15 protein-coding genes and 1 rRNA gene are annotated in these 13465 nt (G+C 47.8%); 6 read left to right on the top strand and 10 right to left on the bottom strand.

Going from position 1 to position 13465, the window contains the following annotated elements; translation table 11 throughout:
* Positions 1-39: 39 nt before the first annotated feature.
* Entirely contained in the window at positions 40-447 is a 408-nt protein-coding gene (locus H615_RS21730; RefSeq protein WP_035532877.1) for a DoxX family protein, read from the top strand.
* A gap of 17 nt (positions 448-464) precedes the next feature.
* On the top strand, positions 465-989 hold the full coding sequence (locus H615_RS0120560; protein ID WP_027956874.1) for a type 1 glutamine amidotransferase domain-containing protein: 525 nt from the start codon (positions 465-467) through the stop codon (positions 987-989).
* A 39-nt stretch (positions 990-1028) separates the two neighbouring features.
* Here the strand turns inward: H615_RS0120560 and H615_RS0120565 are convergent, their stop codons facing one another.
* The 5 genes from H615_RS0120565 to H615_RS21735 form a co-directional block, all read right to left on the bottom strand.
* Complete coding sequence (locus H615_RS0120565; protein ID WP_035532880.1) at positions 1029-2195, bottom strand: acyl-CoA dehydrogenase family protein; 1167 nt, start codon at positions 2193-2195, stop codon at positions 1029-1031.
* Between the two features lie 172 nt (positions 2196-2367).
* Positions 2368-2667: a putative quinol monooxygenase gene (locus tag H615_RS0120575; RefSeq protein WP_027956876.1), complete on the bottom strand. Its 300-nt coding sequence runs from the start codon at positions 2665-2667 to the stop codon at positions 2368-2370.
* 215 nt (positions 2668-2882) lie between these two features.
* Positions 2883-3686: a YtvA family blue-light photoreceptor gene (ytvA, locus tag H615_RS0120580; RefSeq protein WP_051254799.1), complete on the bottom strand. Its 804-nt coding sequence runs from the start codon at positions 3684-3686 to the stop codon at positions 2883-2885.
* 88 nt (positions 3687-3774) lie between these two features.
* Positions 3775-4347 (bottom strand): nucleotidyltransferase family protein, encoded by a 573-nt coding sequence (locus tag H615_RS0120585; protein WP_035532883.1) that lies wholly within the window; start codon positions 4345-4347, stop codon positions 3775-3777.
* Positions 4277-5194, bottom strand: coding sequence for a LysR family transcriptional regulator (locus H615_RS21735; protein ID WP_242520509.1), 918 nt, complete (start codon positions 5192-5194; stop codon positions 4277-4279). Before H615_RS21735 ends, H615_RS0120585 begins: the two co-directional genes overlap by 71 nt.
* 111 nt (positions 5195-5305) lie before the next feature.
* On the opposite strand from H615_RS21735, the gene H615_RS0120595 reads away from it, so the two are divergent.
* On the top strand, positions 5306-6514 hold the full coding sequence (locus H615_RS0120595; RefSeq protein ID WP_027956879.1) for an MFS transporter: 1209 nt from the start codon (positions 5306-5308) through the stop codon (positions 6512-6514).
* A 279-nt stretch (positions 6515-6793) separates the two neighbouring features.
* Here H615_RS0120595 and H615_RS21740 read toward each other — a convergent pair whose 3' ends face one another.
* Both H615_RS21740 and H615_RS0120610 read right to left on the bottom strand, forming a co-directional pair.
* Entirely contained in the window at positions 6794-7261 is a 468-nt protein-coding gene (locus H615_RS21740) for a GNAT family N-acetyltransferase (RefSeq protein ID WP_051254795.1), read from the bottom strand.
* A 54-nt stretch (positions 7262-7315) separates the two neighbouring features.
* On the bottom strand, positions 7316-8206 hold the full coding sequence (locus tag H615_RS0120610) for a LysR substrate-binding domain-containing protein (RefSeq protein ID WP_027956880.1): 891 nt from the start codon (positions 8204-8206) through the stop codon (positions 7316-7318).
* A gap of 108 nt (positions 8207-8314) precedes the next feature.
* On the opposite strand from H615_RS0120610, the gene H615_RS0120615 reads away from it, so the two are divergent.
* The 3 genes from H615_RS0120615 to H615_RS0120625 all read left to right on the top strand — a co-directional run bounded on the left by H615_RS0120615 (position 8315) and on the right by H615_RS0120625 (position 10948).
* Positions 8315-9319, top strand: coding sequence for a YeiH family protein (locus H615_RS0120615; RefSeq protein ID WP_027956881.1), 1005 nt, complete (start codon positions 8315-8317; stop codon positions 9317-9319).
* A 166-nt stretch (positions 9320-9485) separates the two neighbouring features.
* A complete protein-coding gene (locus H615_RS0120620; protein ID WP_027956882.1) occupies positions 9486-10376 on the top strand; it encodes a DMT family transporter in 891 nt (296 codons plus the stop codon).
* Between the two features lie 14 nt (positions 10377-10390).
* Positions 10391-10948 (top strand): cysteine dioxygenase, encoded by a 558-nt coding sequence (locus tag H615_RS0120625; RefSeq protein ID WP_027956883.1) that lies wholly within the window; start codon positions 10391-10393, stop codon positions 10946-10948.
* A gap of 85 nt (positions 10949-11033) precedes the next feature.
* Here the strand turns inward: H615_RS0120625 and H615_RS0120630 are convergent, their stop codons facing one another.
* The 3 genes from H615_RS0120630 to rrf all read right to left on the bottom strand — a co-directional run bounded on the left by H615_RS0120630 (position 11034) and on the right by rrf (position 13419).
* Positions 11034-12185 (bottom strand): AI-2E family transporter, encoded by a 1152-nt coding sequence (locus tag H615_RS0120630; protein ID WP_027956884.1) that lies wholly within the window; start codon positions 12183-12185, stop codon positions 11034-11036.
* A gap of 63 nt (positions 12186-12248) precedes the next feature.
* Positions 12249-13157, bottom strand: coding sequence for a DMT family transporter (locus H615_RS0120635; RefSeq protein WP_027956885.1), 909 nt, complete (start codon positions 13155-13157; stop codon positions 12249-12251).
* A gap of 148 nt (positions 13158-13305) precedes the next feature.
* Positions 13306-13419: ribosomal RNA gene (gene rrf / locus H615_RS0120640) — 5S ribosomal RNA — on the bottom strand.
* Between the last annotated feature and the right edge of the window lie 46 nt (positions 13420-13465).

Below are 13465 nucleotides of genomic sequence, written 5' to 3' on the forward strand. Positions count from 1 at the left end.
TCAAAACCACTGATATTTTTAAAGGAGCGTGACCATGCCATGATACGAAAAATCGGCCTTTATATTTTTGCTGCCGCTTTGTTCTACGCAGGAATCACTCATTTCATCTACGACCACGGATTTGCCAGAATGCTTCCGCAATGGGTGCCGCTGAAGCTTGAAATTGTTTACATGTCCGGCATCACCGAATGGCTGCTGTCGCTGCTCTTGGTTTTCCCGCAGACGAGAAAAGCCGCCGGTCTCGCTACAGCCGTCTTCTTGATTGCTGTGCTCCCTGCCAATATCTACGCAGCCATCTATTCAATACCGGCTCCATGGTCGGAGGAAGCAAGTCCGGCCGCTCTCTGGATCCGCCCGCTTTTTCAGCCTGTGCTCATTTGGTGGGTACTGGCGTGTTCGCAGGATTCGAAACCAGCGCAGCGGTTTGATAAAATGAAGAGGAATTAAATCGGAGGAGGTAGTCTATGCGTTTAGCAGATAAGAAAATCATCGCTCTTGTAAGCAAGGATTTTGAAGACTTGGAATTATGGTACCCGCTTCTCCGTCTGCAGGAGGAAGGAGCTGAGGTTCATCTTGTCGGTGAAAAAGCCGGCGAGGAGTACCCAGGGAAATACGGTGTTCCTGCCGTATCTGATTTCGCTTTTGATGAAATCGACCCTTCTGATTATGACGGAATTCTCGTCCCCGGCGGGTGGTCTCCCGACAAGCTCCGCAGATATGACAAAGTTCTCGATATGGTCCGGCATATGGATGAACATGAAAAGCCGATCGGTCAGATCTGCCACGCCGGCTGGGTACTGATTTCTGCAGGTATTCTGGAAGGACGAACGGTAACGAGTACACCCGGCATTAAAGATGACATGACAAATGCAGGAGCCACCTGGGTGGACGAAGCGGTCGTCCAGGACGCCCACATCGTGTCCGCAAGACGTCCGCCGGATCTTCCTCCTTATGCGAAAGCTTTCGCCGACCTGCTCGCTGAACAATAATAAAAAAATCCCAAAGCGGAGAGCCGCTTTGGGATTTTTTTATTGATCATCAGAAACGGCGTGCTTGGCGAGCATAGACACAACCGCATCATCCATCGGCGGATTATGCAGCCCGGCACGTACATCACGGTAATATTTCTCAAACGGATAAGTCTTGGACAGCCCGCGGCCGCCTGCAATCCGCATGGCGAGATCCACCACTTCATTTGCTGTGTTGGTAACCGCAAGCTTCACAGCGCCCAAGTCAGGACCCATGTGTTTTCTCTTTTCCGGTTCTTCATCCCATTTACGCGCCACACTGTAAAGGTAGGCATGTGCCTGCATCAGCTTCCATTCCATCTCTCCGATTTTATCCTTGATGTGAGGAACTTCTGCGATTGGTTTATCGAGACTGTTCGGCTGAAATTCCTTCGCAAAAGCCACGGCATCATTGCGTGCAGCTACAGCAATGCCTAAGTAACAAGCAGGAATATGAAGCAGCCACCCTTTTGGAGACGGCTTTCCCTCCTGTTTTAATTCGACGAGGTCATCTTCATTCAACTCTACTTCGTTCATGACCAAATCATGACTGGCTGTCCCTCTCATACCGAGTGTATCCCACGTCTGTTCCACAGAAAGGCCGGGCTGGTGGCGGTCGATCATAAACCATCCGACACTGTCTTTGTCTTCCACATAGGCGGATACAATGTAATAATCCAGATGCTCAGCCATTGACGTAAAGGACTTTCGTCCGCTGAGGACATAGCGGCCGTCCCTTTTCACTGCGGTCGTCTCAGGGATTCCTCCGCGCGTCGGGCTCCCGGTTGCCGGTTCTGTAGCTGCCCGGTTGACGACTTTCTGACTGGAGACGACTTCCTGGACAAGTCTGTTGTAAGAGGCGGGCTCCCATAACTCCTCCTGCGATAGTTCCATCATCGTTCCCATGTGCCAGCCGATGGACAAAGCGACGGAACCATCGCCTTCTGCAATTTTTTCCTGAAGCAGCAGCAGCTCATACAGGGAAAGACCTTCTCCGCCATCTTGAGGGGGGAGAGCGAGGGACGGGTACCCCTCTTCCTTTATTACCTGCAGCGTTTGCGGAGAAAAGGCTGCCTGCTGATCGGTTTCCTGGATGTGTTTTTTTGCTTCATCGGCAATCGCTGCGGCTTTTTGAAAAAGACGTTCCTGACGTTCGTTTTTAATCCACGTTTCAATCATACCTGTCATTCCAATCCACTCCCGGTTCGTAATCTATAATTAAATCATACCTGACAACTCGGAATGAAGCCAACGCGGCGCTTCTTTTGATTCTCTTTTCAACATACCCCGCCTCTTCATAAATCATTCCCGTCTCCTCTTTGTATGTAAAAAACCCGGCTGTCTTCAGCCGGGCTTCTGTTTATCCTTGGTTTACTTCTTCACCTTCATATATCTTAATGGACAGAGGAGCAGCTAAAAATTCAGAAGCTTTTCCGACAAACGCCTGGAAATGCTCACTTTGATTATGCTTCTCTACGGCTTCCCCATTCTGCCACACTTCCACCATTTTGTAGGTGTTTTCTTTCTCCATATCCTTAACCAGATCATAAGAGACATTTCCCTCTTCTTCTCTGGATGCCTGAATCAGTGGGCGGATTTCCTCCAGAAAGCCATGTTCCTTATCAGGAGCCACTTCAAATACAGCATGAATAATATACATACCATCTTCCCTCTCTTCTTATCGCATTTGTGAATTCGTACTCCAATAGAGTCAACCAGAATCGTGCTCTTTATGAGCAGACATCCAGGTTCCTCGATCCGAATTCTCCTCTACATCGTAATGGATATACCGGAGGACAGGAAATGATTCGCTCACCAAGCACTCTCCCTCCACATAAAAAAGCACCGTCTGAATGCATCAGATCGGTGCTTTGATCATTTCCTTCTGGGAATTTGTTTCAACGCCTGTTTCACAGAGGCATAGGTCTGCAGCGACAGTTCACTGAAGTCCGCATAGGGAGCACTTTGGATCGCAAAGGTCGGCTTAATGCCTGTGATGACCAGCGTCGTCCCCATCAAGTCCAGAAGCTGATTCATTTGGTAAATCCCCATATGTATCGCTTCATTATAGGAATGAACCGCTGACATATCCATGATGAGATAATCTTCCTTTGTTTCTTTCACGTGATGACTGACCGCTTCCAACATCTGCTGCAGCCGTTCATCATCCACCGTTCCAACGAGCGGAAGAACAGAAATGTTGTCTTCCACAGGCACAATTGGAGTGGACAGACGCTTCACTTCAGAAAGATAGTGACCAATCAATTCCTCCTGCTCCCTGCGCTGGGTCACGTCTTTCTGAACCCCTACAAAATAAGTCTGATCCATCTGAGAAATGTACACCGGGAAAATTTGCAGCTCGTTCCAGAACGGTTTCCCGTCCTTCCGGTAGTTTTTAATCTCCAGGAGGATCGGCTCTTTGCTGTCCAGCCCTTCTCTGATGCGTTCAACCTGACTTTCGCTCGTGTCTTCTCCCTGAAGAAAACGGCAGTTGCGTCCGAGAATTTCCTCAGCTTTATATCCAGTCAGTTCTTCAAATCCTTTATTACAGTAAATCATCGGATTATCTTCCTGCTCCGGATCCGAAATCACGACACCCGCACCCACGCGGTCGATCGCAGCTTTTATGAATTCATTTTGTTGGATTTCTTCTAATCTAGCAAACGAAAGTTCATTCACGGTCATCCAGCTCCCTTTAAAATGGAATGAATACTATTATAATAAAATGAATGACAAACCCCTTGCAAGTTAATCTGTTCACTTCCACCTATTCCCAAGGTAAAATAGTAAGTTTCGGCCAGCGCTTTTTCCATTTCGCTGCCTTTTTCAAATAGACTTCCTCCGGGATCAGCCGCTTGTTCGGCCGGACAATTAAGCTGAATAAATCCTCCAAACCAAAAGGGGCATAAATATCGAAGGTTCCTGGTGCTCTTCTTTGGACAGCGAGTGAGGACGCTGTCGTCGGCCATGTGTCCACGGCTGCTTCGAGGGACGGATAGGGATCAATGGGAATATCGAATTTATCTTCATACCATAAATGAACGAGCGCCTCGTTCGTTACGTCCATTTCAAAAGGGTGACGGGAAAGCTGCTTTCGCATGTCCCTTTCCAACTGCCGCTCCTCTTCCAATGTTCCTTCTGGATCAAAATAGATCAAATCCGCGTCTCCAATCCCATACGCTGGGTCGAATCCGTGCTTTTCATTCCATACACTCTGCACAAGTGCTCCCGCTCCTATGTAATAACATGAAAAATAATGATCGGCTTGATCAAAGATCGGAAGAAGGTGAGGGGTTTTCTCCTGAATGATTTCGATCAGCTCGCTTTCCAGAGAATTCATGATTTCCACTCCTTTTTTTTAGGTGTTGAAGAAAGGCATCCACCTGTGGAAGTGAACGGACATCCGGCTTCACGCATGCCCATGTCTCCCTGATGACAGCATTCCCCTCTTGATTTACAAGAGGCAGACAGGCATACTCTTCCTTTTCCTCGTGCGCAATACTACCTGGAAGGACCGTCATTCCGAGCCCATGTTTCATCATTTGTTTAGCGGTTTCAAAATGATCGACCTTCATCGTCGGCCTGTAGATGAGTTCCTTTTGATTTTCCCGCCACTCCTCAAGAAGACGTGTAAAGTCCGAGTCTGTTTTGAACTCGATAAACGGCCGTTCCGTTACAGGGGGGAGAGGGAAAAGATCGAATAAATAAAGCGGGTCATTCAATAAATGGATCGAGTCGAATCCGGAAATCGGCTCCCCCCTCACGATGGATAGATGATTGTCGAACGCCGACGAACGGACTTCACTGCTGATCCCAGTGATCAGATCAATCGTTACCTCAGGATACATCTTTGTAAACGACTGGAGTATTTCCGGAAGAAAATACTGGCTGTAGAGCGACGACGCTCCTATGGAAAGAGTGCCGGACACTCTCCCTTCTGCCATCGCCAGTTTATCTTTGAGCTCCTTTTCCTTTTGCAGGATCTCTCTGGCTGAATCAAGCGCCAGCTCACCGAAAGGAGTGATCCACAGTTTTTTCGAGGTGCGGACGAAAATGGCTCCTCCCAGTTCTTCTTCTATGTATTTCAATCGCTGAGTGATCGCCGGCTGGGAAAGAAGAATTTTTTTTGCTGTCGAACGGATGGTACCACATTCATGAAGCTGGATTAACAAATCATAATCTTCCATTCTCACCGAATGTTCCCCCTATCCATTTTTCTTATCACCTTTTATTATAATTAAATATTATTCAAATCTCTATCCTTCGAGTAAGATAAAAGGGAAAAAAGGAGGGATCACATGCTTCATATGAAAACCGGCCGTCTGCTCGGAAGTTATTTTCTATACGAATGCGGGCGGGCCATGTATTTTGTGCTGACAACCTGGATCTTGTTCCAATGGACGAACGACCCTTTGTACACAGGGTTATTTGTCAGCTTCGGCTTTCTGCCCGGGATGGTCTCCAACCTTTTCTTTGGAGTACTTGTAGATCGGTACAGCCGGAAGAAACTCGCTGTAGCTGCCGGGGCATCCAGTGTGCTCATCCTCTTATTTCTATGGACGACATTTGCCATGGGTACAGAATCCCCCTGGCTGATTATTCTTGTCCATATGCTCCTTCAGACAGCCGGCTCCTTATTCCGTCCTGCCCTGCAGGCTCTGACAGCCGCGATTTTTCCGAAAGACGCGCTCCCGAAAATCTTCTCCTGGTCCAATTCCTCGACAATCACAGGCAGCCTGATCGGTGCAGGCGGAGGCGGGGTTCTGGCAGGGACTCTTCCTGCGGAGATTTCCTTAGGAGTCGTCCTTCTCTTGTTTACGGCGTCCACCCTCTCCGTGATGCAGCTGGGTGAAGCTCCCTTTAGAAAAGAACAGCGGAAACACCTTTCATTTTTTCTGGATATGAAGGAAGGCTTCCGTTATGTCCATCACCACCCGCTGTTTTACGGTTTGTTCTTTCTCTTAATGATCGGTCAGCTGACCTTTCATACTTCTCTTGGCTTTTTAAGCGTTTATACCAGTGCCCACCTGCTGCAGGGGGCTTTCCTCTACGGACTGCTTGATGCGGTGTTTTCGATTGGAGGTATGGCTGCCGGGCTGCTGGGGACGTGGTGGTGGAAACTATTCAAAAACAGCTTAGCGGTCTGGGCCTTTGCCGTTACTTCATGTGGTCTGCTCTTCGTCAGCCTGACTAACAACGTATGGCCCGCTTTTATAGGTTTTTTCCTTATCGGTTTCGGCACATCATGCATTCGTGCTTTACTTCAATCGGTTCAGCAGATGGCGTCGGATCCGGCTTTCCACGGAAGACTCTCCAGTCTGCGTATGCTCGCCAACCAGTCTTCTGTTGTCCTCAGTGGGCCGTTATTCGGAGCCATTGCTTCCACTTCCGGTGTTTCCTTTGTGTTCCTATGGCTGCTTCTTCCGGCTGGTGCCGGTATTTTGTGGGCACATATCCAGTCCCGTCATCCAGATTTTCAAGCGGTTACAAACCAGAGGACGGCCTGATCATAAAAAAAGGTATGCTTGATTAAAAGCATACCTTTGTCATGTATAAGTTAAGTACGGTTATCTTGTCTCTTCCTTCGGTGTACGGTACACTTTTTCAACCTCGATCCCCAGTGTCTTCAAATAATCGACGATCTGGTCCAGTCTCTGCATGTTTTCACCTCAGTATGAAATAAGATTTGGCAGGAAATCTGACGACAATCTACTTATTGCTTTATATACGTCTCCCATCGCAAAACGTTTCACTTGACTTACAATGAACCATACCCTTGTCTTAAATCAGATATGCACCTTTTTACACATTCGAACATTTTTTATAACCGTTCCGTTCAGTGTCTTCTCTTGATGGCGGACCTTCTCATAACCGTGCTTCATGAAGAAAGGAACGGCAGCAAAACTGGCTTCTGTATGGAGGCGCACCGCCCCCATGGATTCAGCCTCTCTTTCCAACTGTTCCAAAAGGATGGATGCTGTTCCTGTCCGCTGGTCATCCGGCCTGACATATAGGAAATCAATACATTCCCCACCGGCTAAGGAAGCCATTGCAATGACCTGACCCTCTTCCAAGGCAAGCAGGGTGAACCCGTTCAGCAGCCTTCCAGACAAGCTTTCATTCAATGAAACGGCCCCGGCCCATGCTTTTTTCTGTTCATCCGTATACACGTCCTGCGGAATGTCCATAATCGCATCAACCATCAAGCGGATGACTTCTTCTGTATCGTTGTTCCCCATCTTTCTTATCTGCACCAAATCTCTCTCCCTTCCATCATAACAAAATGGTCATGCTGTGACGTTAAGGTTTTATGACAATTGAAATAACTCCCTCACCTTTCCGATAAACGCCTGCACCTGTTCCGTGATTTCCTCTTCACTCATCGGAGTGACGACTGAAAAATAACGGGTGGTCGGCTGAATATAAGGAAGGGGCATAATCAGGTGCTCGGCAGCTGTATGGGTCACGACCGTCTCTGAAATAAAGGAAAGCCCCAGCCCTTCCTTTACCCCCTGAACGACTCCATGATTGCTCCCGATTGTAATCGTCTTTCGCGGACGGATATTGTACGACTCCAGCATCGATTCCATCATCGCCCTTGTACCGGATCCCTCTTCCCGGATAATCCACGTGTGATCCTGCAGGTCCTCGAACGCCAGCGTTTCACATCTGCGAATCGGGTGCTCATCCGGCACGATGACGACCATCTTATCCTTCATAAAAGGGAAAGAAGACAATCCCTGATCAGCCACGCGCCCTTCAACAAGCCCTATGTCCAGGGAATGAAGCTGAACTTCTCTGTTGATTCTCTCAGAATTGGCAATGGTCACCTGAAGGTCCACTTCAGGAAACTCCTGGTCATACGCCCGGAGAAGGGAAGGAAGAATGTATTCCCCTACAGTATAACTCGCTCCTATTTTCACCGTCCCTTTCATCTGTTCATGATACTGCAGCACTTCTTTTCTGGCTTTATCCATTACCCCGAGAACCTGTCTGGCTCTCTTATACACCATCTCGCCTGTCGGTGTGACATCAAAACGTTTCGGTGACCGGTCAATCAGCACGGTATTGAATTCTTCTTCCAGATGCCGGATGTGGGAGCTTACTGTGGGCTGTGAAAGCCGGAGCAGTTGAGAAGCTTTTGTAAAGCTTTTCTCATCGATCACCGTGATGAGCGTTTTCAATGATTCAAAATCCATGATGACCCTCCTATTATTATTAAATCCTATTGTTAACATTATAAAGTTTTATTTTACTAATAATCAACAGCCACTTATGATAAGGAAGGAATAGAAAGGAGCATCATCATGAACATGATTACATCAACGATATATAAACAGCCACTTCTTTCTGGCATTGCATTCACAGCCTTATTATCAGCGGCCGGTTTTCTGGCTGCCCAGCTTCCTGGAGTCAGTCAGATCGGACCTTTAGCTGCCGCCATTCTGCTGGCTGTCCTCTACCGGCATTATTTTGGTTATCCCGAACAAATGAAAAGCGGTATTCAATTCGCAGCGAAAAAACTGCTTCGGCTGGCCATCATCTTATTCGGCCTCCGTCTGAATATGAACATGATCGTCAATGAAGGACTTCCCCTCTTATGGAAGAGTGTCCTCGTCATCATTTTTGCAGTAGGATTCATGGTCCTTGCAGCTAAAATGTTTAAAGCCGACCTTTCGCTTATGACCCTGCTCGGAATCGGCACCGGCATCTGCGGGGCCTCAGCAATCGCAGCCGTGTCGCCGATCATTCATGCTAAGGAAGAGGATACAGCCGTAAGTGCCGGAATTATATCGATTGTCGGTACGCTCTTTGCGATTGGCTTCACCATTATCCGGCCGATCCTTCCTCTGGATGCAGACGCCTATGGCATGTGGGCCGGTCTCAGCCTGCACGAAATCGCCAATGTTGCCCTGGCCGGTGAACCGGCAGGAGCGGATGGGCTGGGCATGGCCTTTCTCGCAAAGCTGGCACGCGTGTTTCTCCTTGTCCCTGTGAGTCTTCTGCTTCTCTGGGTCATGAAGCTCCGGAGCAAAGGAGAAAACCAAGGATCCATCACGTTCCCCTGGTTTCTGCTGGGATTTATCGTCATGAGTCTGTTCGGAAGTTATGTCGAAGGTACGTATATCACCATTCCCGATCCTGTCATGAACAACCTGCTCACTCTCACGTCCTTCCTGCTGACGATGTCGATGGTCGGCTTAGGGCTGAGTGTCAGTCTCAGAGATGTTCGGGACAGAGCATTAAAACCGACGGTGATATTGATTTTCGTCTCCATCCTGCTGGCTTTTTTCACATACTGGATCTTTTAACTCCTCTCTCACGAGGAGTTTTTTTGTCTCTTTCCTGCACTCTTTGTCGAAGGACTTAAGCTCACCAAGTCTTTTGGTAAAATAAAGGAGGATCAGGGTGTCTGACATGCCTGTCCTTTCTATGCATATAGTAAAAGCAGCGGACTTATAGAAAGGATTCAGGTATATGAATGCTCCAGCTAAAATGAGTGCATCCCTGTATGCCCTGTTGTCCATCACTTTCTGGGGAATTTCTTTTGTTTCGACCAAGGCGGTGCTCGAAAAAATAGACCCGTACTCCCTGCTTGTTCTACGCTTTGGAATTGGAGCTCTATTTTTATTCTGTATGATTGTCGTCTTCCGCTACCCCTTAAAAGTACGCATAACTCATCTGCCCCATCTCCTCGTTCTCGGCATTCTGGGGGTTTACGTCCATCAGTTGATTCAGGCGACCGCCCTTTTATCCATCCAGGCCTCCGATGCCGGATGGCTCATTTCTTTTTCACCCATTTTCACGATTGCTTTATCATTCATCTTTCTACACGAACCTCTAAGTCTGAAAAAAACAACAGGAATCATTACAGCTGTTCTCGGTGTGCTTCTTATCACCTCCGGAGGGGAAGGATCTTTTATCAAGCTTTCTTTGAGCATGGGGTATCTGCTTATGATTTTAAGCACTCTGAACTGGGCGGTCTATTCGGTACTTTTGAAGAAGCTGGCTGTCCCTCTCCCTTCCATCGTCCTAACCTTTTATATGAGCATCATCGGCTGTCTGCTGACCCTGCCTATTTTCATCAGAAACCAAGGGTTGACTCAGCTGGCTGCCTTGGAATTGAGCCATTGGGCCCACCTGTTGTTTCTGGGTATTTTCGTTTCCGCTGTGGCCTACTGGTACTGGGCGAAAGCACATGAAATTCTACCCGCCTCCCAAGTGTCTGTGTTTATGTATTTGGAACCCCTGGCCACATTGTCCGCCGCCATGCTTCTCCTTCATGAAAAGCTGGCAGCCACATCAGTCATTGGTGGTCTATTCATTTTAACAGGGGTTCTGCTGGCCCAACATCAAAAAAGAAAATAAAGGAGGAAACCGTGATGCACATGGAAGAACGGGTGCAAAACGCTTTTCGTACGCTGACAGATCACTCTCCGGCATCATTGAAAAAAAGACTGCTTGAATGTGACATTACACTTGAGGAGCTGGATCCCTACCTAAAGGATCCTGACGGTAAACCGTACTACCGCCAGATGATCTATGAGGATGAACATGTGGAGATGATTGTGATGAATTGGGCAGACATTGAATGTGCCCCTCACGATCATGGAGAATCTTCCGGCTGGATACTCGTTATGAACGGGGAAACGAAACAAACCATCTATAAAGGAGGAAGTGAAAAGCTCCCTGAACCCCTTTTTACAGAATACAAGGAAAAAGGACGGACAATGTTTGCTCCAAAAAAGGGGATTCATAAAATGGGACGCAGCGGAGAAAATGATCTTGTCACCCTTCATTTATACTCCCCACCGATTCGGGGCATGAAAGTATATGACCTGGACACATGCGCTGCTTGTGTCGTTTCCGCAGACTGTGGTGCCTGGTGGCCGGAGGAACAGCGTCAGCGGCTTAAGGAAATACAATTGGAGAAGAGTTGAGCGAGTGAAACCGGGAACTCCTGGAGGCACCGGAAGACAACGGAATATCAGCAAAAAAAGAGGAAGCGGGGCCCCGCTTCCTCTTTTAATCCATTTCGTATTGATCTTTTTCTTCAACAAAGCGGTTATACCGGCGCTGGAACCAGTGGAAAAAGTGAGAAACAAACACCTTTAAAATGGCATAGCCCGGGATGGCCAGGATGATTCCAATGATTCCAAAAAGGTGACCGGCCGTAAGCAGGACGAAGATAATCGTGACTGGATGGATGTGCAGGCTTTTCCCCATGATCTGGGGAGAAATGAATTTTCCTTCCAACAACTGCACAACCGTCCAGACGAAGACAAGCTTCAGCACCATGAACGGGGAAGTCACAATAGATATGATTAACGCCGGCGTGATTGCAATTACCGGCCCTAAGTAAGGGACTACGCTCGTGACACTGGCGATTGCAGCCAACAGCAGGGCGTAATCCAGTCCGATGATCAAAAATCCGATATACATCATGACACCGATGCAGAAACTCACGATGATCTGCCCTTGAATATAGGCACTTAACTGATGATCAATCCCTTTGAATACACTTGATACCTCCGGGCGCGCTTTAGGCGGAAACAGACGGATCATGACTCCGGGCAGCTTATGACCGTCTTTTAATAAGTAAAACAAGATGAAGGGAAGAGTCACAATGGCTACAACGACACTGGTGACTGTAGATATGATACTTGTGATCCCTTCCACTGTCTGCGTGGCATAGGATGATATGTAGTCCGGTACTTGGTTGATCATCCCATCTACATCCTGAAACATATTGGTGTAGTATGCGGAGAAATAAGAATTCTTCAGCCACTCATCCATCGATGATATTAAGTCGACGACATAGCGTGGAAGTTCTTCCGAAAGACTGATCAACTGTTTTTCCAGGAAAGGTATGATCAAAACGATCACCAGCGTAATTAACCCGATGAGAACGAGCAGCGTTAAGACAATACCCCAAATGCGTTTGATTTTCCACTTCTCCAGTAAGTTAATCACCGGCCGGAGCAGATAATAGACAACAACAGACAAGATGAGCGGGAGCGCTACGGTTTTCACAAATACGGCAACGGGCTCGAATATAAACCATACATTTGAAAAGACCAGGATATTCAATCCGATCATTAGTAGAATACCTAATAGAAATAATGTTTTACGGCCTCCAAAGAATCGGATGACCGGTGTGGAGTCCCAGCGATTCATAAACATTTCTCCTCAGCACAGCATGATTGATTTTATTCTATCACACAGAAAGCTCTTTCCACGTTATCCAGCTTTTACAGATGGAAGCTGTTGGCTGTGACCTTTTCTCTTCGTAGACAGGTAGACGCCTGCAAAGATTGTCAACAGGCCGTATATAAGGTTGGGCGTAACAGCTTCCCCCAAAAGTACACGACCCCAAATCAAGGCGGTGACAGGGACAAGGTAGGTGACCATACTCGCAAACTCGGCCCCAGCCTGATTAATCATATAATAATAGAGAAGGTGAGCCGCCCCTGATCCGAGACATCCAAGACCGATGACAGCCAGTATGGATTGAAGGTCCAGATCGATGACATTTCCCCAGCTGGCCGGATCGAGCCAGAACATTCCGAGCGCACCGGAAGCGGCTCCGACCAACAGACCGGCTAAAGCCAGCAGGACGACGTCTGTCCCTTGAAGATACCTTTTGGTGAAATGGGATACAAACCCGTAGCAGGAAGCCGCTAAAAGCATTGTACCGACTCCGATGAAACGCTCCCCTGTAATCTCTCCGGGGCGAAACCCGGTTAACAGGATGATACCTGCAAAGCCGATCATAATACCTCCCCACTGTCTCCAATGCAGACGGACAGAAAACAACAGAAATCCTGCCACTCCTGTCAGAATGGGTGTAGAGGCATTTAATACAGCAGCCATATTGCTTGTCAGTGATGTCTGACTTAGAGCAATCAGTCCCCACGGAAGTCCGGCATTGAACAAACCGACAACGATGAGACGCTTCCACGGAAGAACAGCCGGCCGCTTCCCCTTCCACCATCGATAAAGAAACAGCGGAAGAAGGACGGCGGCGCCGGCCATACACCTCAGAAACACAGTCCCCCATACTCCCGCAACAGGTATAAGGACCTCAATAAAGACAAAGGATAACCCCCATATCAAGCTAAGTGCCATTAATGCCCCGTACAGCTTCACGCTCTACCTCCTCCTTCCCCTCATTAATATGGTAATAACAACCAATAATTCTATACTCTATCAAATCTAAACGTACCAATCAATAGAAATGAAACATACGTTTTTCTATACAAAAAAACCTCCAGGACAATCCTGAAGGTTTTGTGTGACGTGGCAGCGTCCTACTCTCACGGGGGTAAACCCGACTACCATCGGCGCTGAAGAGCTTAACTACTGTGTTCGGCATGGGAACAGGTGTGACCTCTTCGCCTTCACCACCACATCAATATAAAGTTTGAGGTGAACCCTCAAAACTGGATAAGGAAACA

The sequence above is a fragment of the Halobacillus kuroshimensis DSM 18393 genome, assembly GCF_000425705.1.
In the GTDB taxonomy this organism is placed as follows: Bacteria; Bacillota; Bacilli; order Bacillales; family Halobacillaceae; genus Halobacillus; species Halobacillus kuroshimensis.

Excerpts from the sequence above, each read along its gene's own strand:
- H615_RS0120560 (WP_027956874.1), top strand. The coding sequence starts at position 465 with ATGCGTTTAGCAGATAAGAAAATCATCGCTCTTGTAAGCAAGGATTTT.
- H615_RS0120585 (WP_035532883.1), bottom strand. The coding sequence starts at position 4,347 with ATGAATTCTCTGGAAAGCGAGCTGATCGAAATCATTCAGGAGAAAACC.
- H615_RS0120625 (WP_027956883.1), top strand. The coding sequence starts at position 10,391 with ATGCACATGGAAGAACGGGTGCAAAACGCTTTTCGTACGCTGACAGAT.
- H615_RS21730 (WP_035532877.1), top strand. The coding sequence starts at position 40 with ATGATACGAAAAATCGGCCTTTATATTTTTGCTGCCGCTTTGTTCTAC.
- H615_RS0120620 (WP_027956882.1), top strand. The coding sequence starts at position 9,486 with ATGAATGCTCCAGCTAAAATGAGTGCATCCCTGTATGCCCTGTTGTCC.
- H615_RS0120575 (WP_027956876.1), bottom strand. The coding sequence starts at position 2,667 with ATGTATATTATTCATGCTGTATTTGAAGTGGCTCCTGATAAGGAACAT.
- H615_RS21735 (WP_242520509.1), bottom strand. The coding sequence starts at position 5,194 with ATGGAAGATTATGATTTGTTAATCCAGCTTCATGAATGTGGTACCATC.
- H615_RS0120630 (WP_027956884.1), bottom strand. The coding sequence starts at position 12,185 with ATGAATCGCTGGGACTCCACACCGGTCATCCGATTCTTTGGAGGCCGT.
- H615_RS0120595 (WP_027956879.1), top strand. The coding sequence starts at position 5,306 with ATGCTTCATATGAAAACCGGCCGTCTGCTCGGAAGTTATTTTCTATAC.
- H615_RS0120615 (WP_027956881.1), top strand. The coding sequence starts at position 8,315 with ATGAACATGATTACATCAACGATATATAAACAGCCACTTCTTTCTGGC.
- H615_RS0120610 (WP_027956880.1), bottom strand. The coding sequence starts at position 8,206 with ATGGATTTTGAATCATTGAAAACGCTCATCACGGTGATCGATGAGAAA.
- H615_RS0120565 (WP_035532880.1), bottom strand. The coding sequence starts at position 2,195 with ATGACAGGTATGATTGAAACGTGGATTAAAAACGAACGTCAGGAACGT.